This window comes from Streptomyces sp. NPDC098781 (genome assembly GCF_044759995.1).
Classification (GTDB): domain Bacteria; phylum Actinomycetota; class Actinomycetes; order Streptomycetales; family Streptomycetaceae; genus Streptomyces.
Genome location: NZ_JBIWAK010000002.1, coordinates 56564 through 75769 on the forward strand (window position 1 = coordinate 56564; position 19206 = coordinate 75769).

The 19206-nt window shown below is 73.1% G+C and carries 15 protein-coding genes and 1 riboswitch; all 15 genes read left to right on the forward strand.

What is annotated here, in order from left to right:
* Window positions 1–55 precede the first annotated feature (55 nt).
* On the forward strand, window positions 56–1300 hold the full coding sequence (locus ACIQWG_RS06285; RefSeq protein WP_404090998.1) for an anion permease: 1245 nt from the start codon (window positions 56–58) through the stop codon (window positions 1298–1300).
* A gap of 40 nt (window positions 1301–1340) precedes the next feature.
* Window positions 1341–1562, forward strand: coding sequence for a hypothetical protein (locus tag ACIQWG_RS06290; RefSeq protein ID WP_404091001.1), 222 nt, complete (start codon window positions 1341–1343; stop codon window positions 1560–1562).
* A gap of 165 nt (window positions 1563–1727) precedes the next feature.
* Window positions 1728–1800, forward strand: a riboswitch (cobalamin riboswitch).
* 121 nt (window positions 1801–1921) lie between these two features.
* Window positions 1922–2866: a cobalamin biosynthesis protein gene (locus tag ACIQWG_RS06295; RefSeq protein WP_404091003.1), complete on the forward strand. Its 945-nt coding sequence runs from the start codon at window positions 1922–1924 to the stop codon at window positions 2864–2866.
* Window positions 2863–4374, forward strand: a complete 1512-nt coding sequence (locus tag ACIQWG_RS06300; protein WP_404091006.1) for a cobyric acid synthase — start codon at window positions 2863–2865, stop codon at window positions 4372–4374. The genes ACIQWG_RS06295 and ACIQWG_RS06300 overlap by 4 nt, the downstream gene beginning before the upstream one ends.
* Window positions 4371–8027: a cobaltochelatase subunit CobN gene (cobN, locus tag ACIQWG_RS06305; protein WP_404091010.1), complete on the forward strand. Its 3657-nt coding sequence runs from the start codon at window positions 4371–4373 to the stop codon at window positions 8025–8027. Before ACIQWG_RS06300 ends, cobN begins: the two co-directional genes overlap by 4 nt.
* Window positions 8024–10006, forward strand: a complete 1983-nt coding sequence (locus ACIQWG_RS06310; protein ID WP_404091013.1) for a putative cobaltochelatase — start codon at window positions 8024–8026, stop codon at window positions 10004–10006. The genes cobN and ACIQWG_RS06310 overlap by 4 nt, the downstream gene beginning before the upstream one ends.
* Window positions 10006–10605, forward strand: coding sequence for a cob(I)yrinic acid a,c-diamide adenosyltransferase (gene cobO, locus ACIQWG_RS06315; protein ID WP_404091016.1), 600 nt, complete (start codon window positions 10006–10008; stop codon window positions 10603–10605). The genes ACIQWG_RS06310 and cobO overlap by 1 nt, the downstream gene beginning before the upstream one ends.
* On the forward strand, window positions 10602–12098 hold the full coding sequence (locus tag ACIQWG_RS06320) for a cobyrinate a,c-diamide synthase (RefSeq protein WP_404091018.1): 1497 nt from the start codon (window positions 10602–10604) through the stop codon (window positions 12096–12098). The genes cobO and ACIQWG_RS06320 overlap by 4 nt, the downstream gene beginning before the upstream one ends.
* The gene (gene cobI, locus ACIQWG_RS06325) at window positions 12083–12829 is read left to right on the forward strand and encodes a precorrin-2 C(20)-methyltransferase (protein ID WP_404091021.1); all 747 of its coding nucleotides are present in this window, start codon (window positions 12083–12085) and stop codon (window positions 12827–12829) included. The genes ACIQWG_RS06320 and cobI overlap by 16 nt, the downstream gene beginning before the upstream one ends.
* 52 nt (window positions 12830–12881) lie before the next feature.
* Entirely contained in the window at window positions 12882–13700 is an 819-nt protein-coding gene (gene cobM / locus ACIQWG_RS06330; RefSeq protein WP_404091023.1) for a precorrin-4 C(11)-methyltransferase, read from the forward strand.
* Window positions 13697–14935 carry a precorrin-6y C5,15-methyltransferase (decarboxylating) subunit CbiE gene (gene cbiE, locus ACIQWG_RS06335; protein ID WP_404091025.1) on the forward strand — a complete coding sequence of 413 codons (1239 nt, stop codon included), beginning with the start codon at window positions 13697–13699 and terminating at the stop codon, window positions 14933–14935. Before cobM ends, cbiE begins: the two co-directional genes overlap by 4 nt.
* Window positions 14932–16632 carry a precorrin-3B C(17)-methyltransferase gene (cobJ, locus tag ACIQWG_RS06340; protein ID WP_404091028.1) on the forward strand — a complete coding sequence of 567 codons (1701 nt, stop codon included), beginning with the start codon at window positions 14932–14934 and terminating at the stop codon, window positions 16630–16632. The genes cbiE and cobJ overlap by 4 nt, the downstream gene beginning before the upstream one ends.
* A complete protein-coding gene (locus ACIQWG_RS06345; protein ID WP_404091031.1) occupies window positions 16629–17219 on the forward strand; it encodes a precorrin-8X methylmutase in 591 nt (196 codons plus the stop codon). Before cobJ ends, ACIQWG_RS06345 begins: the two co-directional genes overlap by 4 nt.
* Complete coding sequence (locus ACIQWG_RS06350) at window positions 17216–18148, forward strand: sirohydrochlorin chelatase (RefSeq protein WP_404091033.1); 933 nt, start codon at window positions 17216–17218, stop codon at window positions 18146–18148. The genes ACIQWG_RS06345 and ACIQWG_RS06350 overlap by 4 nt, the downstream gene beginning before the upstream one ends.
* Complete coding sequence (gene cobC, locus ACIQWG_RS06355) at window positions 18138–19199, forward strand: Rv2231c family pyridoxal phosphate-dependent protein CobC (protein ID WP_404091035.1); 1062 nt, start codon at window positions 18138–18140, stop codon at window positions 19197–19199. The genes ACIQWG_RS06350 and cobC overlap by 11 nt, the downstream gene beginning before the upstream one ends.
* The last annotated feature ends 7 nt before the right edge of the window (window positions 19200–19206 follow it).

Sequence of the window (19206 nt, forward strand, 5' to 3'; positions counted from 1 at the left end):
CATCCAGGTTACCTACGTTCGTCCGGCCAATGACCTCGAACGATTGCCTGGGTAAATGGAAAACTTCTCGCTGATCCTCGCGATTGTGGTGGTCACTGCACTCGCGTTCGATTTCACGAACGGTTTCCACGACACCGCCAACGCGATGGCCACGACCATCTCGACCGGTGCGCTCAAGCCCAAGGTCGCGGTGGCCATGTCCGCCGTACTGAACCTTGTCGGCGCCTTCCTCTCCGTGGAGGTCGCCAACACGATCTCCAAAGGTCTCGTCGACGAGACCGGCATACGCCCCGAGGTCATCTTCGCCGCCCTGGTCGGCGCGATCCTCTGGAACCTGCTGACCTGGCTCGTGGGCCTGCCGTCCAGCTCCTCGCACGCCCTGATGGGCGGCCTGATCGGCGCCGCGATCGCCTCGGCCGGCGTCGGCGCCGTGCACGGCGACGTACTCGTCACCAAGGTGCTGCTCCCGGCGATCGCGGCCCCGCTGGTCGCGGGCATCGCCGCACTGCTGGCCACCCGGCTGACCTACATCCTCGGCAAGAAGGCCGACGGCAAGGCCGCCGCCAAGGGCTACCGCACCGGGCAGATCGCCTCCGCCGGCCTGGTCTCCCTCGCCCACGGCACCAACGACGCGCAGAAGACCATGGGCATCATCACCCTCGCCCTGGTCGCCGGCGGCGCCGTCGCCCCCGACTCCGACCCGCCCCTGTGGGTCATCCTCTCCGCGGGCCTGGCCATCGCGCTCGGCACCTACCTCGGCGGCTGGCGCATCATCCGCACCATGGGCAAGGGCCTGACCGACCTTCAGCCGCAGCAGGGCTTCGCCGCCCAGACCAGCGCGGCCACGGTCATCCTGGCCTCGTCCCACCTCGGCTTCTCCCTGTCCACCACGCACTCCGTCTCCGGCTCGGTGATGGGCGCGGGCCTCGGCCGCAAGGGCGGCGTCGTCCGCTGGTCGACGGCCACCCGGATGTTCGTCGCCTGGGGCCTGACCCTGCCGGCCGCCGCCCTGGTCGGCGCGCTCGCGGAGTACGTGACGAGCTTCGGGGCCTGGGGCACGGCGTTGGTCGCCGTCTTCCTCATCGCCTCCAGCGCCGCGATCTGGAAGGTCTCCCGCCGCGAGGTCATCGACCACACCAACGTCAACGAGGCGAGCGTCCCCACGGACGAGTCCCCCGGCGTGGTCACCGCCGCCATCGCCGCCGTGACCCCGCCCCCGGTGGGCCCGGTGTCCGAGGACCTGGCGGCCACGATCCCGGCCCCGTCCTCCGAGCAGGCTCCCTCGCAGGCAACCGTCTGACGAGCCCCCAGTTACCTCAGCTACCCAAGAAAGAAGAAGCATGAAGATCGACTGGGCGGCCCTCGGCTCCGTCTTCGGCGTGAGCCTCGTGGTCACGGTGGCCCTGGTGGGCCTGTTCACCCTCGGCGTCGCGGGCCTGTCCCGCCAGGAGCGGGCCTCGGCGCGGGGCGGCTCGGCGGCGCTCGCGGTCACCGGCGCGTACGCGTGCTTCGCGGCGTGCGCGGCGGCCGTGGCGTACGGGATCTATCTGATCGTGGCCTGACGCACGGCACGCGCGTCACCTGAGACACCCGAGGTGCGGGACGGACGACCGTCCCGCACCTCGTCGCTGTGTGGGCCTTCGCACACTCTCCCTTCGCAGGTCAACGGCAAGTTGACGCCCCTTCCAACCCCGTGGTGCACTTCCGGGGCCAAGTACTGCGGCAGCAGAGGAAGCCGGTGTGAATCCGGCGCGGTCCCGCCACTGTCAACGGGGCGGAAACCCCGGGAGCCAGGAACTCTCGCCGCTGGTCTCGTCGAACCAGGGCGTGGACACCCTGAGTGAGGACATGAAGCCATGCTCACCTGCCGATCGCCGCGCAGTATCAGATCCACGTGTGACCTCCCTGTCGGCTGACCCCGATGCGAGCCGAGCGCGTCTTCGCGTACGGCGCCGCCGCCGGACTTCTCGGTGACCTGCTGCTCGGCGATCCGCGCCGGGGCCATCCGGTCGCCGCGTTCGGGCGGGCCGCGGGCGCCGTGGAAAGAGTGTTGTGGCGCGACGACCGCGCGTGGGGTGCGCTGCACACCGCCCTGTGCGCCGGTGGCGCGGTAGCCGCCGGAGCGCTGGCCACACGTGTCGTACGCCCCTCCCCCGCCGCCTCCGTCGCGCTGACCGGCGCCGCCACCTGGGCGGTCGTCGGGGGGACTTCGCTGGCCCGGGAGGCCCGGTCCATCGGGCGGGCCCTGGAAGCGGGTGACGTCGACGCGGCGCGGGCGCGGCTGCCGCATCTGTGCGGGCGGGATCCGCAGGCGCTGGATGCGGACGGGATCGCGCGGGCCGTGGTCGAGTCCGTCGCCGAGAACACCTCCGACGCCGTGGTGGGCGCCCTCGTGTGGGGGGCCGTCGGCGGGGTGCCGGGGCTGCTCGGGTTCCGGGCGGTGAACACCCTCGACGCCATGGTCGGGCACAGGTCGCCCAAGTACCGCCGTTACGGATGGGCTTCGGCCCGCCTCGACGACCTGGCCGGCTGGCCGGGGGCGCGGCTGACCGCCGTGCTCGCCGCCGTCGCAGGGGGCGACCCGCGCGGGGCGGTACGGGCCTGGCGTGCCGACGCCGCGAGGCATCCGAGCCCCAACGCCGGTCCCGTCGAGGCCTCGTTCGCGGGGGCGCTGGGCGTCCGGCTCGGCGGAACCCTGTCGTACGGCGGGCGGGTCGAGCATCGGCCGGTGCTCAACGGCGACGGCGGACGGGCCGTCCGGGCCACGGACATCGAGCGTGCCGTACGTCTCTCGCGGCGCGTGAGCTGGCTCGCGCTGGGTGTGTGCGCCGGCGCGCGGCTCCTCGGGAAAGGGCGTACGTCATGACGGGCGGTGGACTCCTCGTCGCCGGCACCACCTCCGACGCCGGGAAGAGCGTCGTCACCGCCGGGATCTGCCGTTGGCTGGTCCGGCAAGGGGTGAAGGTGGCGCCCTTCAAGGCGCAGAACATGTCCCTCAACTCCTTCGTCACCCGCGAGGGCGCGGAGATCGGCCGCGCTCAGGCCATGCAGGCCCAGGCGTGCCGCGTCGAGCCGACCGCGCTGATGAACCCCGTGCTGCTCAAGCCCGGCGGCGAGCAGAGCAGTCAGGTGGTGCTGCTGGGCAAGCCGGTGGGTGAACTGAGCGCGCGCGGGTACCACGGCGGGCGGCAGCAGCAGCTGCTCGGGACCGTGCTGGACTGTCTCGCCGAGTTGCGGGGCAGGTATGACGCGGTGATCTGTGAGGGGGCCGGCTCTCCGGCCGAGATCAATCTGCGCCGGACCGACATCGTCAACATGGGGATCGCCCGCAATGCCGGGCTCCCGGTCCTGGTCGTCGGCGACATCGACCGCGGCGGCGTCTTCGCCTCCTTCTTCGGCACCGTGGCGCTGCTGTCCCGCGAGGACCAGGAGTTGGTCGCCGGGTTCCTCGTCAACAAGTTCCGCGGTGACGTCTCGCTGCTCGAACCCGGCCTCGACATGCTGCACGACCTCACCGGGCGGCACACCTACGGCGTCCTGCCCTTCCGGCACGGCCTCGGCATCGACGAGGAGGACGGGCTGCGGGTGTCCCTGCGGGGAGCCGTCCGTGAGTCCCGGGTCTCCTCCCCCGTCGGCGAGGACGTGCTGCGGGTCGCCGTCTGCGCCGTGCCGCTGATGTCCAACTTCACCGACGTCGACGCGCTGGCCGCCGAACCGGGCGTCGTGGTGCGGTTCGTGGACCGGCCGGAGGAGCTGGCCGACGCGGACCTCGTCATCGTCCCCGGGACCCGGGGGACGGTTCGCGCCCTGGAGTGGCTGCGGGAGCGGGGGCTCGCGGACGCCGTCCGGCGCAGGGTCGCCGACGCACGCCCCGTCCTCGGCATCTGCGGTGGCTTCCAGATCCTCGGCGAGCACATCGAGGACGACGTCGAGAGCCGGCGCGGGCAGGTCGACGCCCTCGGCGTGCTACCCGTCCGGGTGCGGTTCGCCCGGGAGAAGACCCTCACCCGGCCGGTCGGCGAGGCGCTGGGCGAGCCGGTCGAGGGCTACGAGATCCACCACGGGGTCGCCGAAGTGACAGGCGGCGAACCCTTCCTGGACGGCTGCCGGGTCGGCCAGACCTGGGGCACCCACTGGCACGGCTCGCTGGAGTCGGACGGCTTCCGGCGGGCCTTCCTGCGCGAGGTGGCGGCCGCCGCGGGCCGCCGGTTCGTGCCGGCGCCGGACACCTCGTTCGCCGCGCTGCGCGAGGAGCAGCTCGACCTGCTCGGCGACCTGATCGAACAGCACGCGGACACGGACGCGCTGTGGCGGCTCATCGAGTCGGGCGCGCCGCAAGGACTGCCTTTCATTCCACCGGGAGCGCCCGCATGAGCACTGTGTTGTTGTTGTCGACCGCCGACACGGACCTGCTGGCGGCCCGCGCCGCCTCCGGTGCCGACTACCGGATCGGCAACCCGACCCGCGTGGACGTCGAGGCCGAGCTGCCCGCGCTGCTCGACGGCGCGGACATCGCCGTCGTACGACTGCTCGGCGGCAAGCGCGCCTGGGAGGACGGGCTCGCGAAGCTGAAGGCCTCGGGCGTTCCGACCGTGCTGCTGGGCGGCGAGGCCGTGCCGGACGCGGAGTTGATGGCCGAGTCGTCCGTGCCGGCCGGTGTGGTGGCCGAGGCGCTGAAGTACCTCGTCGAGGGCGGGCCCGCCAACCTCACCGAGCTCGCTCGGTTCCTCTCCGACACCGTGCTGCTGACGGGCGAGGGGTTCGTCGAGCCGCAGAAGATGCCGGAGTACGGCGTCCACGGCGACCGTACGCTCCAGGAGGGCCGGCCCACCGTGGGCGTGCTCTTCTACCGGGCGCACGAGCTCAGCGGCAACACCGCGTTCGTGGACACCCTGTGCGACGCGATCGAGGCGCACGGCGCCAACGCCCTGCCCGTGTACTGCGGTTCGCTGCGCGGCGCCGATCCGGAGCTGTACGACATCCTCGGCCGGGCCGACGCCCTGGTCGCCACCGTCCTCGCGGCGGGCGGCACCCACGCCTCGCAGGCCTCGGCGGGCGGCGACGAGGAGGCGTGGGACATCGGCAGGCTGGCCGAGCTCGACGTGCCGGTGCTGCAAGGCCTGTGTCTGACCTCCTCGCGGGCCGCCTGGGACGAGTCCGACGCCGCCCTCTCCCCCATGGACGCGGCGATGCAGGTCGCGATCCCGGAGTTCGACGGCCGGCTGATCACCGTGCCGTTCTCCTTCAAGGAGCAGGGCCCCGACGACGTGCCCGTGTACGCGGCCGACCCCGAGCGGTCGGGGCGCGTCGCCGGGATCGCCGTACGGCACGCACGGCTGAGGCACCGGCCGAACGCGGACAAGAAGCTGGCGCTCGTCTTCACCGCGTACCCGACCAAGCACTCGCGGGTCGGCAACGCGGTCGGCCTCGACACGCCCGCGTCGGCGGTCCGCGTCCTCGACGCGCTGCGCGACGCCGGGTACTCGCTCACCGAATACCCCGACAACGGCGACGAGTTGATCCACCGGCTGATCGAGGCGGGCGGACACGACGTCGAGTGGCTGACCGAGGACCAGCTGGCCACCGCGCCCGCGCGGGTGCCGCTCGCCGACTATCAGGCGTGGTTCGACAAGCTCGACCCGGAGCTGAAGGACGCGATGACCGAGGCGTGGGGCGAGCCGCCGGGCTCCCTGTACGTCGACGGGGACGACATCGTGCTCGCCTCCCTCCAGTTCGGGAACGTCGTCGTGATGATCCAGCCGCCGCGCGGCTTCGGCGAGAACCCGATCGCGATCTACCACGACCCGGACATGCCGCCCTCGCACCACTACATGGCCGCCTACCGGTGGCTGGAGAACTCGTTCGGCGCCGACGCCGTCGTGCACATGGGCAAGCACGGCACGATGGAGTGGCTGCCGGGCAAGGGCCTCGGGCTGAGCGGGGGCTGCGCGCCGGACGCCGTGCTCGGTGAACTTCCGCTCATCTACCCCTTCATCGTCAACGACCCCGGCGAGGGCACCCAGGCCAAGCGGCGCGGCCACGCCACGGTGGTCGACCACCTCGTGCCGCCGATGGCCCGCGCCGACACCTACGGCGACTTGGCCAAGCTGGAGCAGCTGCTCGACGAGTACGCGCTCGTCTCCGACCTGGACCCGACGAAGGCGCCGGCCGTGCGCGCGCAGATCTGGACGCTGGTCAAGGCGGCCGAGCTGCACCACGACCTGCATGTCGAGGACCAGCCGGAGGACGACGACTTCGACGAGTTCGTCATGCACATCGACGGCTATCTGTGCGAGATCAAGGACGTGCAGATCCGCGACGGCCTGCACATCCTGGGCGGCGGACCGGTCGGCGAACCGCGCGTGAACCTGGTCCTCGCGGTGCTGCGCGCCTCACAGGTGTGGGGCGGGCAGGCGAACGCGCTGCCGGGGCTGCGGGCGTCGCTGGCCGAGCACTTCGGCCTGGTCGAGAAGGAGCTGCTGGCCGAGCCGGGCGCGCCCGTGAAGGTGCCGGTCGAGCTGAGCGACCTCGTCGAGGGCCCGTCCCGTACGGCCGCCGACGCCATCGACCTGCTGGAGCAGCTGTGCCGGCGGGTCGCGGAGGGGATGGAGGAGCGGGGCTGGGCCGTCGCCGAGAGCCGGACGATGGTCCGCGAGGTCCTCGGCACCGAACTCCCCGACGCGGTGGCCGTGCTGGAGTTCGCCTGCAACGAGGTCGTGCCGCGGCTCGCGAAGACCACCGACGAGATCGGCCACATCCTCAAGGCGCTCGACGGGGGATACATCCCGGCGGGCCCGTCCGGCTCGCCGACGCGCGGACTGGTCAACGTCCTGCCGACCGGCCGGAACTTCTACTCCGTCGACCCCAAGGCCATCCCGTCCAGGCTGAGCTGGGAGGTCGGGCAGTCACTCGCCGACTCGCTGGTGCAGCGGTACCTCCAGGACACCGGCGAGTACCCGAAGTCCGTCGGCCTGACGGTCTGGGGCACCTCGGCCATGCGCACCCAGGGCGACGACATCGCCGAGATCCTCGCGCTGCTGGGCTGCCGCCCGGTGTGGGACGACGCCTCGCGCCGGGTCACCGGCTTCGAGATCATCCCCCTCGACGAGCTCGGCCGGCCCCGCATCGACGTCACCGTCCGTATCTCCGGCTTCTTCCGGGACGCGTTCCCGCATGTCGTCGGCCTGATCGACGACGCCGTACGCAAGGTCGCCGAGCTGGACGAGCCCGTGGAGAGCAACTTCGTGAAGGCCCACGCCGACGCGGACACCGCCGAGCACGGTGACCGGCGGCGCGCGACGGCCCGTGTCTTCGGCTCCAAGCCGGGCGCGTACGGCGCCGGCCTGCTGCCCCTGATCGACGCCCGGAACTGGCGCTCGGACGCCGACCTCGCCGAGGTGTACGCGGTGTGGGGCGGCTACGCCTACGGGCGCGGGCTCGACGGGCGGGCGGCGCGCGGGGACATGGAGACCGCGTTCAAGCGGATCGCGGTCGCCGCGAAGAACGTCGACACCCGCGAGCACGACCTCGTCGACGCCGACGACTACTTCCAGTACCACGGCGGCATGGTCGCCATGGTGCGGCACCTGACGGGCACCAGCCCCGAGGCGTACGTGGGCGACAGCGCCACCCCCGACCAGGTGAAGACGCGCACGCTGGGCGAGGAGACCCACCGCGTGTTCCGCGCCCGGGTGGTCAACCCGCGCTGGATGGCGGCCATGCGCCGGCACGGCTACAAGGGCGCCTTCGAGATGGCGGCGACCGTGGACTACCTGTTCGGGTACGACGCCACGGCCGGCGTGGTCGACGACTGGATGTACGAGAAGCTCAGCGCCGAGTACGTCTTCGACCCGGAGAACCGGGACTTCATGAAGAAGTCCAACCCGTGGGCGCTGCGTGGCGTCACCGAGCGTCTGCTGGAGGCCGCCGACCGCGGGCTGTGGGCCGAGCCGGACGCCGAGACGCTGGAGCGGCTGCGCGCCACCTACCTGGAACTCGAAGGCGACTTGGAGGGCGACGACCAGTGACAACCCCCTTCCCCTTTACGGCCGTTGTCGGCCAGGACGACCTGCGGCTCGCGCTGCTGCTGAACGCCGTGTCCCCGGCGGTCGGCGGTGTGCTGGTGCGCGGCGAGAAGGGCACCGCCAAGTCGACGGCGGTACGGGCGCTGTCGGCGCTGATGCCGCAGGTCCCGGTGGTCGCCGGGTGCCGTTTCTCCTGCGACCCGGGCGCCCCCGACCCCGCGTGCCCCGACGGGCCGCACGAGGCAGGGGCCGGCACGCCGCGCCCCGCCCGCATGGTCGAACTCCCCGTCGGCGCCTCCGAGGACCGGCTGGTCGGCGCGCTGGACATCGAGCGGGCACTGGCCGAGGGCGTGAAGGCCTTCGAGCCGGGGCTGCTCGCGGACGCCCACCGCGGGATCCTGTACGTCGACGAGGTCAACCTGCTCCACGACCACCTGGTCGACCTGCTGCTGGACGCGGCGGCGATGGGTGCGTCGTATGTGGAGCGGGAGGGTGTGTCGGTCCGGCACGCCGCGCGCTTCCTGCTCGTCGGCACCATGAACCCCGAAGAGGGCGAACTGCGGCCGCAGTTGCTCGACCGGTTCGGGCTGACCGTCGAGGTCGCGGCCTCGCGGGAGCCGGACCAGCGGGTGGAGGTCGTGCGACGGCGGCTCGCCTACGACGACGATCCGGGCGCCTTCGCCACGCGGTGGGCGGACGAGGAGTCCGCCGTACGTCAACGGATCGTCGCCGCCCGCAAGTTGTTGCCGTCGGTGCGCCTCGGCGACGGGGCGCTGCGGCAGATCGCGGCGACCTGTGCCGCGTTCGAGGTGGACGGGATGCGGGCCGACATCGTGATGGCCCGTACGGCCACCGCGCTGGCCGCCTGGGCGGGGCGTACCGATGTGCTCGCCGAGGACGTCCGGCAGGCGGCGCTGCTGGCGCTGCCGCATCGCAGGCGCCGTAATCCCTTCGACGCGCCCGGCCTGGACGAGGACAAGCTCGACCAGACGCTGGAGGAGTTCTCCGGGGACGACGACGAGGATCCCGACCCCGACGGTCCCGGCGGGGGCGGCGGGCAGCCGCCGTCCGAAGGACCGGAGAGCGGTGGTGACTCCGGAGCGCGTCCCGAGGCCGGCGAGGACGGCGAGCCTCAGGCCTCCGGGGCCGGGGAGCAGACTCCCGTACGGGCGTCCGAGCCGTTCCGTACGAAGGTGCTGAGCGTGCCGGGGATCGGCGAGGGTGCCGCCGGGCGGCGGTCCCGGGCACGGACCGAGCACGGGCGGACCACCGGGGCCCGGCGGCCCCGTGGGGCGCTCACCAAGCTGCACCTGGCGGCCACCGTGCAGGCGGCGGCGCCGCACCAGCGGGCCCGGGGGCGGTCGGGGCGTGGGCTGGTGGTGCGCCGGGACGATCTGCGGCAGGCCGTCCGGGAAGGGCGCGAGGGGAACCTCGTGCTGTTCGTCGTGGACGCCTCCGGGTCGATGGCGGCCCGGCAGCGGATGAGTGCGGTGAAGGGGGCCGTGCTGTCGCTGCTGCTGGACGCCTACCAGCGGCGGGACAAGGTGGGGCTGGTGACGTTTCGGGGGGCGGCTGCCGATGTGGCGCTGCCGCCGACGTCTTCGGTGGATGCGGCGGCGGCTCGGCTCGAGTCGTTGCCGACCGGTGGGCGTACTCCTCTTGCGGCAGGGCTCTTGAAGGCCCACGAGGTGCTGCGGGTCGAGCGGCTGAGGGATCCGGCTCGGCGGGCGCTGGTCGTGCTGGTGACCGACGGGCGGGCCACGGGCGGTCCGGAGCCGGTGGTGCTCGCGGGGCGGGCGGCTCGGCTGTTCGCGGCCGAGGAAGTCGCCTCCGTGGTCGTGGACTGCGAGTCCGGGCCCGTGCGGCTGGGGCTCGCGGGGCAGCTCGCGGGTGAACTGGGCGGTACCGCGGTGACGCTGGACGAGTTGCGGGCCGAATCGATCGCCGGGCTGGTCAAGGACGTACAGAGGAGGGCCGCTTAATGCCTCAGGGGCAGCCGAGTGTGGTGCCGCAGGACGGTCTGACGACACGGCAACGACGTAATCGGCCTTTGGTGGTCGTGCACACGGGGATCGGCAAGGGCAAGTCGACCGCCGCCTTCGGGCTCGCTCTGCGGGCCTGGAACCAGGGCTGGCCCATCGGGGTGTTCCAGTTCGTGAAGTCGGCCAAGTGGAAGGTCGGCGAGGAGAACGCGCTGCGGGTGCTCGGGGCCAGCGGTGAGGGCGGGGCCGTCGACTGGCACAAGATGGGCGAGGGCTGGTCGTGGGTGCAGCGCGACGATCAGATGGACAACGAGGAGAAGGCCCGGGAGGGCTGGGAGCAGGTCAAACGGGATCTCGCCGCCGAGACGTACAAGCTGTACGTGCTCGATGAGTTCGCCTATCCGATGCACTGGGGGTGGGTGGACACCGATGAGGTCGTCGACGTGCTGCGCAATCGGCCCGGCACCCAGCATGTGGTCATCACCGGGCGGAACGCGCCCGAGAAGCTGGTCGACTTCGCCGATCTCGTGACCGACATGTCGAAGGTCAAGCACCCGATGGACGCGGGCCAGAAGGGCCAGAGAGGCATCGAGTGGTGAGTTCTTCCGTCCCTCGGCTGGTCATTGCCGCGCCCTCGTCGGGGAGCGGCAAGACCACCGTCGCCACGGGGTTGATGGCCGCGTTCGCCGCGCGGGGGCTCGCCGTGTCTCCGCACAAGGTCGGGCCGGACTACATCGACCCCGGGTATCACGCGCTCGCGAGTGGGCGGGTGGGGCGGAATCTCGACGCCTACCTGTGTGGGCCCGAGCTGATCGGGCCGTTGTTCCTGCACGGGGCGCGCGGATGTGATGTCGCCGTCGTCGAGGGGGTCATGGGCCTGTACGACGGTGCCGCGGGCGAGGGTGAGCTGGCGTCCACCGCGCAGGTCGCCAAGCTGGTGCGGGCGCCGGTCGTGCTCGTCGTGGACGCGTCGTCGCAGTCGCGGTCCGTGGCGGCGCTGGTGCACGGGTTCGCTTCCTGGGATCCGGAGGTGCGGGTCGGGGGCGTGATCCTGAACAAGGTCGCGTCGGACCGGCACGAGGAGTTGCTGCGGGAGGCGTTGGAGTCGGCCGGGGTGCCGGTGCTGGGGGTGCTGCGGCGGGCTGCGCAGGTGGACACGCCGTCGCGGCATCTGGGGTTGGTGCCGGTCGCCGAGCGGCACGCTGCCGCGGTGGAGGCCGTGACGGCGATGGCGGCGCAGGTCGAGGCCGGATGCGATCTGGAGGGGTTGCTGGGGCTGGCGCGGGGTGCGGGTGCGTTGTCCTGTGCGGCTTGGGATGCGGCTGAGGTCCTCGGTGGCTCGCCCCCGCCGCCCCTTCCCGTCCCGAACCTGGGGGCTGCGCCCCCAGACCCCCGCTTCGGCCCTGAAGGGGCCTCGTCCTCAAGCGCCGGACGGGCTGAAGTGCCTGAACCGGCGCCGAGAACTGCTGCCGGCTCCGGGGCTCCGAAAAAGCCGGTCGTCGCCGTGGCCGGAGGGCCCGCCTTCACCTTCTCCTACGCCGAGCACGCCGAACTGCTCACCGCCGCCGGTGCCGAGGTCGTCCCCTTCGATCCCCTGCGGGACGAGCAACTGCCCGACGGGACACGCGGGTTGGTCATCGGCGGCGGGTTTCCGGAGGTGTACGCCGCCGAGTTGTCCGCCAACGAGCCGCTGCGCAAGGCCGTCGGCGCGCTCGCGGAGTCCGGTGCGCCGGTCGCCGCCGAGTGTGCCGGGCTGCTCTATCTGTGCCGTGAGCTGGACGGGCGGCCCATGTGCGGGGTGCTCGACGCGAGCGCGCGGATGAGCGAGCGGCTCACGCTCGGGTACCGGGACGCCGTTGCCGTCGGCGACAGCTCCCTCGCCGTCGCCGGGACACGGATGCGCGGGCACGAGTTTCATCGGACCGTCGTCGAGCCGGGCTCGGGGGCGGCGCCCGCGTGGGGTGTGCGTACGCCCGTACGGCGGGTCGAAGGTTTCGTACAGCAGGGCGTGCACGCGAGTTATCTGCACACGCACTGGGCGTCGCAGCCCGGTGTCGCCCGTCGTTTCGTGGAGAGGTGCCGGACGTCATGAGCAGCAGCAGGCTGATCGGAGTCGGGGTCGGTCCCGGCGATCCGGAGCTGGTGACCGTCAAGGGCGTCAACGCTCTGCGTGCCGCCGATGTCGTCGTCGTCCCGGTCATGGACACCGGGGAGCGGGGGCGCGCGGAGGCGACCGTGCTGCACTACGTGCCCGAGGAGAAGGTCGTGCGGGTCGTGTTCGCGCTCAACGAGCGGACCGACCGGACCCGGCGCGAGGCCGCCTGGGACGCGGCGGGTGAGCGGGTGGCCCGGTTGCTGGAGGCGCACGGCGTCGTCGCCTTCGCCACCATCGGTGACCCCAACGTCTATTCCACCTTCACGTATCTCGCCCAGACTATCGGCGAGTCGGCGCCCGGCACCGTCGTGGAGACCGTTCCGGGCATCACCGCCATGCAGGACCTCGCCGCCCGTTCGGGCGCGGTGCTCACCGAGGGGACCGAGCCGCTGACGCTGGTGCCCGTCACCGCCGGTTCAGCCGTGCTCAAGGACGCGCTGGCCGGGCCGGGAACCGTCGTCGCCTACAAGTTCGGGCGGCAGGCGGCCGAGGTCGCCGAGGCCCTGCGGGAGACGGGCCGGACCGAGGGCGCCGTGTGGGGGTCGGCGCTGGGGCTGGCCGAGGAGTCCATCCGGCCGGCCGCCGAGCTCGACGACGCCCCGCTCCCGTATCTGTCGACGCTCATCGCGCCCGCCCGGCGCGACGGCGGACGCGGCGGCAAGCTCTGACGCCCGTCCAGCACCACGGACACACCGCTTCCCCTGAGAGGACCGATCCCCCATGGCCGATGCCCCCACCGGCAAGGTGACCTTCGTCGGCGCCGGGCCGGGCGCCGCCGATCTGCTGACGTTCCGCGCCGCGCGGGCCATCGCCGAGGCCGACGTCGTGATCTGGGCGGCCAGCCTGGTGCAGGCCGAGGTTCTCGAACACGCCCGTGCGGACGCCGAGATCCTCGACTCGGCCACGATGTCCCTCGAAGACGTCGTCGGTGTCTACCAACGGGCCCGGGCACAGGGTCTGCGCGTCGCCCGGATCCACTCCGGTGACCCCGCGCTGTGGGGCGGCACCCAGGAGCAGCTCGACCGGTGTGCCGCGCTCGGCATCGCCACCGAGGTGGTGCCCGGAGTGTCCGCCTTCTCCGCCGTGGCCGCGCTGGCCCAGCGGGAGCTGACCATTCCCGAGGTCGCCCAGTCCGTGGTGCTCACCCGGCTCGGCGGTGGCAAGACGCCGATGCCGCCGGGCGAGGAGGTACGGGAGTTCGCCAAGCACGGGACCACGATGGCGATCTTCCTCTCCGCCGCCCGCAGCGGGCAGCTCGTGCGGGAGCTGCTGGAGGGCGGCTATCCGACGTCCACCCCGGTCGTCGTCGCCTACCAGGCCACCTGGCCGGAGGAATTGGTGGTGCGCTGCACGATCGGGACGCTGGAAGAGACCGTCAAGGAGCACAAGCTCTGGAAGCACACCCTGTTCCTGGTCGGCCCGGCCCTCGACGCCAGCGGCACACGCTCGCACCTGTACCACCCCGGCCACTTCCACGGGTACCGCAAGGCCGACCCCGAGGCGCGCAAGGCGCTGCGTGAGCGGGGTGCCAGTACGTGATCACCGTGGTCGGTACGGGGACGGGGGCACCGCTTCCCCTCGATGTCCTCGCCGGAGCCGAACTGGTCGTCGGCGGGCGGCGGCACCTGGACGCCGTGCGGCCGGCCGAGGGCGTGGAGCGGGTCGTGCTCGGGGCGCTCGCCCCCGCCCTCGACACCATCGCCGGGTATGTCGACAAGGACCGGCGGGTGGTCGTGCTGGCCTCCGGCGACCCGGGGTTCTTCGGGATCGTGCGGGTGCTGGCCGAACGGTTCGGGCCGGAGCTGCTGGATGTACGGCCCGGGGTGTCCTCCGTCGCCGCCGCGTTCGCACGGATCGGGCTGACCTGGGACGACGCGGTCGTCGTCAGCGCGCACGGGCGGGACCTGCGGACGGCCGTGAATGTCTGCCGGGCGCGGCCGAAGGTGGCCGTGCTGACCGGTCCGGGTGCCGGGCCCGCCGAGCTGGGCGCCGCGCTCGCCCGCAAGGACGGAACGCGGACGCTGGTCGTCGCCTCCGCGCTGGGTTCCGCGCAGGAGCGCGTGGAGCGGGTGACGCCGGCGGAGGCGGCCGGCCGGGACTGGGGTTCGTCGGTGAGCGTGGTGCTGTGCCTGGACCCGAAGTGGTCGCCGGCCGGAGTGCGTACGGTCGCCGGGACGCCCCCGGGCCCCACCGCATGGGCGCTGGACGAGGGCGAGTTCGCCCACCGGGACTCGATGATCACCAAGTTCGAGGTGCGGGCGCTCGCGCTGGCCCGTCTCGGACCTCGCCTCGGCGATCTGGTCTGGGACGTCGGCGCCGGCTCCGGGTCCGTGGCCGTGGAGTGCGCGCGGCTCGGGGCGGCCGTCACCGCGGTCGAGAAGACCCGGGACGGAGTCGAGCGGATCCGTGCCAACGCCGCCGCCCACGACGTCGACGTCCATGTCGTGCACGGGGCCGCGCCGACCGTGCTGTCCGACCTCGACGATCCGGACGCCGTGTTCGTCGGCGGCGGAGGGCGCGAACTGCCGGCCATCGTCAGCGCGTGCGCGCGGCGGGCACGGCGTTCGGTCGTCGTCGCCATGGCGGCGCTGGACCGGGTGCCGGCCGCCCGTGAGGCGCTCGTCGGCGCCGGGTTCGACTGCGACGGGGTGCTCCTGCACTCCTCGCGACTGGCCCCGCTGCCGGGGGATGTGACCCGGCTGGCGTCGACCAATCCGGTTTTCCTGTTGTGGGGTGCCAGAAGGCCCCTTGACCGAGAGGGAGTTGCTCAGTGATCGGCCTCATTTCCGCCACCGCGGCGGGGGCGGCGGCTCGGGACCGGCTGGCCGCATCGTGGCCGGACCGTGTGCGTGTGTACGACGGGCCCGTCGGGGACGCCGTACGGCGGGCGTTCGCGGAGTGCGAGCAGCTCGTGTGCTTTCTCGCCACAGGAGCGGTCGTACGGCTGATCGCCCCGCTGCTCGGCGACAAGGCGACCGACCCGGGTGTGGTGTGTGTCGACGAGGCCGGCCGGTTCGCCGTGCCACTGGTCGGCGGGCACGGAGGCGGGGCCAATGAACTCGCCCGGCAGGTCGGGGAGTTGCTGGGCGCCGCACCCGTGGTGACCACGGCGACCGATGCCGTCGGGCTGCCCGGTCTGGACACCCTCGGGTTTCCCGTGGAGGGCGATGTCGCCGGGGTGTCGCGGGCCCTGCTGGACGGGGAGGCGGTGGCGCTGCGGGCCGACTTCGGCTGGCCCCTGCCGCCGCTGCGGACCGGCGCCGAGGGGGCGTACACGATCCGGCTGACGGACCGGCTGGTCGAGCCCGCCGAACGCGAGGTCGTGCTGCGTCCGCCGTCGCTCGTCGTCGGCGTCGGGGCCTCCAAGGGCGCGCCGGCCGACGAGGTGCTCGGTCTGATCGAGAGCGCGCTCGCCGAGGCCGGCCTCTCCCCCGGGTCTGTCGCCGAACTGGCCACCGTCGACGCCAAGGCCGACGAGCCCGGCATCGTCGAGGCGGCCGAGCGCCTGGGCGTCCCCCTCGTCACCCACACCGCGGGCGAACTGGCCGCCGTCGAGGTCCCGCACCCCTCCGCGGCGCCGCTCGCCGCCGTGGGCACCCCTTCGGTCGCCGAGGCCGCCGCCCTGCTGCGCGGTGGTGAACTGCTCGTACCGAAGCGCAAGTCGCGGCGTGCCGACGGACAGCCGGCGAGGGCGACCTGTGCCGTCGTACGGCGGCCCGGGCGCGGGCGGCTCGCGGTCGTCGGGCTCGGGCCCGGTGCCCGTGACCTGCTGACACCGCGCGCGAAGGCGGAGCTGCGGCGGGCCTCGGTGCTCGTCGGGCTCGACCAGTACGTCGACCAGATCCGCGATCTGCTGCGGCCCGGAACCCGGATCCTGGAGTCGGGGCTCGGCGCCGAGGAGGAGCGGGCCCGTACGGCCGTGGCGGAGGCCCGCAAGGGGCAGGCCGTCGCGCTGATCGGCAGCGGGGACGCGGGGGTGTACGCCATGGCCTCGCCCGCGCTCGCCGAGGCGTCCGACGACATCGACGTGATCGGCGTGCCGGGGGTGACGGCCGCGCTCGCCGCCGCCGCGATCCTCGGCGCCCCACTCGGTCACGACCATGTGTCGATCAGCCTTTCCGATCTGCACACCCCGTGGGAGGTCATCGAGCGCCGGGTGCGCGCGGCGGCCGAGGCGGACATCGTGGTCACCTTCTACAACCCCCGTTCCCGGGGCCGTGACTGGCAGCTGCCCAAGGCGCTGGCGATCCTCGCCGAGCACCGCACGCCGACGACGCCGGTCGGTGTCGTACGGAACGCGTCGCGGCCGGACGAGTCCGCTCGGGTCACGACCCTGGGCTCCCTGGATCCGGCGACGGTCGACATGATGACGGTCGTGACCGTCGGCAACACCGCGACCCGGGACATCGCCGGGCGCATGGTGACGCCGCGGGGCTACCGCTGGCAGTCTGCGCGGGAGGGCGCCGAGTGAACCGTGTCGTGCATCCGATCGAGGAGGAGTCCTACCGGCGGCTGCGTGCCCGGCTGGACACCTCGCACTTCCCGCCGCTGACCCGTGCGGTGCTGGAGCGGGTCGTCCACTCCGCCGCCGACCTGGACTACGCGACCGACCTCGTCATGGACGAGGCCGAGTTGGAGAAGGCGCACGCGGCGCTGCACGCCGGGGCGCCCGTGGTCGTGGACGTCGAGATGGTGGCGGCCGGGATCACCCGCCGGGAGACGGTCTGCCGGCTCAGGGACGCCGAGTCCGGTCCGGGGCTGACCCGTTCGGCGCACGCGATCCGGCTCGCGTACGAGCAGGTGGGCCCGGGCGCCCTGTGGGTGATCGGCAACGCGCCGACCGCCCTGGAGGAGCTGCTGGCCCTCGACGTCTCCCCCACGCTCGTCATCGGCCTGCCCGTCGGCTTCGTCGGCGCGGTCGAGTCCAAGGCCGCGTTGCGCGAGAGCGGGCTGCCCGCCGTGAGCAACGTGTCCGAGAAGGGCGGCTCGGCCGTGGCCTCCGCCGCGCTCAACGCCCTGCTGTACCACCCTGTTTCGCACCCCGAGGAGAAATCGTGACCACGCCACCGCCCGCCCTGCTCATCGCCGGCCATGGCACTCGGGACGACGCCGGAGCCGAGGCGTTCCGCGACTTCGTACGGGAGCTGGGGCGCCGCAACCCCGAACTGCCCGTGGCGGGCGGCTTCATCGAACTGTCCCCGCCGCCGCTGGGCGAGGCCGTCACCGAGCTGGTCGAGAGAGGCGTACGGCGGTTCGCCGCGGTGCCGCTGATGCTGGTGTCCGCCGGGCACGCCAAGGGCGACATCCCGGCGGCGCTGGCCCGCGAGAAGGAGCGGCACCCGGGGATCTCGTACACCTACGGCCGCCCGCTGGGCCCGCATCCGTCGCTGCTGTCCGTGCTGGAGCGGCGGCTGGAGGAGGCGCTCGGCGCCGAGGGCAAGCGCGCGCCCGGTGACCGGTCCGACGTCACCGTGCTGCTGGTCGGGCGGGGCTCGACCGACCCGGACGCCAACGCCGAGGTGCACAAGGCGGCCCGGCTGCTGTGGGAGGGACGCGGGTACGCGGGCGTGGAGACGGCGTTCGTGTCGCTGGCGGCACCGGATGTGCCGAGCGGCCTGGAACGCTGCGTGCGGCTGGGGGCGCGGCGGATCGTGGTGCTGCCGTACTTCCTCTTCACCGGCATCCTGCCGGACCGGGTGCGGCAGCAGACGGAGGGCTGGGCGGCGGCCCACCCGGAGGTCGAGGTGCTGTCGGCGGACGTCATCGGTCCGGAGCCGGAACTGCTCGACCTCGTGATGGAGCGGTACGAGGAGGCGGTGAAGGGCGATCTGCGGATGAACTGCGACTCGTGCGTGTACCGGATCGCGCTGCCCGGCTTCGAGGACAAGGTCGGCATGCCGCAGCAGCCGCACTTCCACCCGGACGACGACGACCACCACCACGGACACGGTCATCACCACCACGGCGCCCACTCCCATGCCCACTGAGGGACACGACCTGCGCCACCACGGCGACGCCGAGGTCCGTGACGACGGGTCGGCGCTCATCGACCTCGCGGTGAACGTCCGCGCGGACACTCCGCCCGCGTGGCTGCGCGAGCACCTCGCCGCGTCGCTGGGCTCCCTCGCGGCCTACCCGGACGGGCGGGCCGCGCGGGCGGCGGTGGCGGCACGGCACGGGCTGCCGGTGGAGCGGGTGCTGCTGACGGCGGGGGCGGCGGAGGCGTTCGTGCTGCTGGCGCGGTCGCTGAAGGTACGTCGGCCGGTCGTCGTGCACCCGCAGTTCACGGAGCCGGAGGCGGCGCTGCGGGACGCGGGGCACACGGTCGACCGGGTGCTGCTGCGGGAGGAGGACGGCTTCCGTCTCGACCCGGCGGCGGTGCCCGAGGACGCCGACCTGGTGGTGATCGGCAACCCCACGAACCCGACGTCGGTCCTGCACCCGGCCGCGGCCGTCGCGGAACTCGCCCGCCCCGGGCGGACGTTGGTGGTGGACGAGGCGTTCATGGACGCGGTGCCGGGTGAGCGGGAGGCGCTGGCGGGGCGTACGGACGTGCCGGGCCTGGTCGTGCTCCGCAGCCTGACCAAGACCTGGGGGCTGGCCGGCCTGCGGATCGGCTATGTCCTGGCCGCCCCGGAGACCGTCGCCGACCTGGAACGCGCCCAGCCGCTGTGGCCGGTCTCCACGCCCGCGCTCGTCGCGGCCGAGGCCTGCGTCTCGCCGCGGGCGCTGGCGGAGGCGGCCCACGCGGCGCACCGCGTCGCCGCCGACCGGGCCCATCTCATCGCCGGGCTCCGCGAGTTCGCCCCAGCCGGACTCCGGGTCATGGAGCCGGCCGAGGGTCCCTTCGTCCTCGTACGACTGCCGGGGGCCGACGGCGTACGACAGCACCTGCGCGACCTCGGTTTCGCGGTGCGGCGCGGGGACACCTTCCCCGGGCTGGGCGAGGAGTGGCTGCGGCTGGCGGTGCGGGACCGGGGGACGGTCCGGGGATTTCTGGAGGCGCTGGGGCGGGCGGTGGACCTCGCCGGCCCCTGAGACCGGA

Bases quoted from the DNA above. Each gene is read 5' to 3' on its own strand.
- ACIQWG_RS06285 (WP_404090998.1), top strand. From the start codon at position 56: ATGGAAAACTTCTCGCTGATCCTCGCGATTGTGGTGGTCACTGCACTC.
- ACIQWG_RS06290 (WP_404091001.1), top strand. From the start codon at position 1,341: ATGAAGATCGACTGGGCGGCCCTCGGCTCCGTCTTCGGCGTGAGCCTC.
- ACIQWG_RS06295 (WP_404091003.1), top strand. From the start codon at position 1,922: ATGCGAGCCGAGCGCGTCTTCGCGTACGGCGCCGCCGCCGGACTTCTC.
- ACIQWG_RS06300 (WP_404091006.1), top strand. From the start codon at position 2,863: ATGACGGGCGGTGGACTCCTCGTCGCCGGCACCACCTCCGACGCCGGG.
- cobN (WP_404091010.1), top strand. From the start codon at position 4,371: ATGAGCACTGTGTTGTTGTTGTCGACCGCCGACACGGACCTGCTGGCG.
- cobO (WP_404091016.1), top strand. From the start codon at position 10,006: ATGCCTCAGGGGCAGCCGAGTGTGGTGCCGCAGGACGGTCTGACGACA.
- cobM (WP_404091023.1), top strand. From the start codon at position 12,882: ATGGCCGATGCCCCCACCGGCAAGGTGACCTTCGTCGGCGCCGGGCCG.
- cobC (WP_404091035.1), top strand. From the start codon at position 18,138: ATGCCCACTGAGGGACACGACCTGCGCCACCACGGCGACGCCGAGGTC.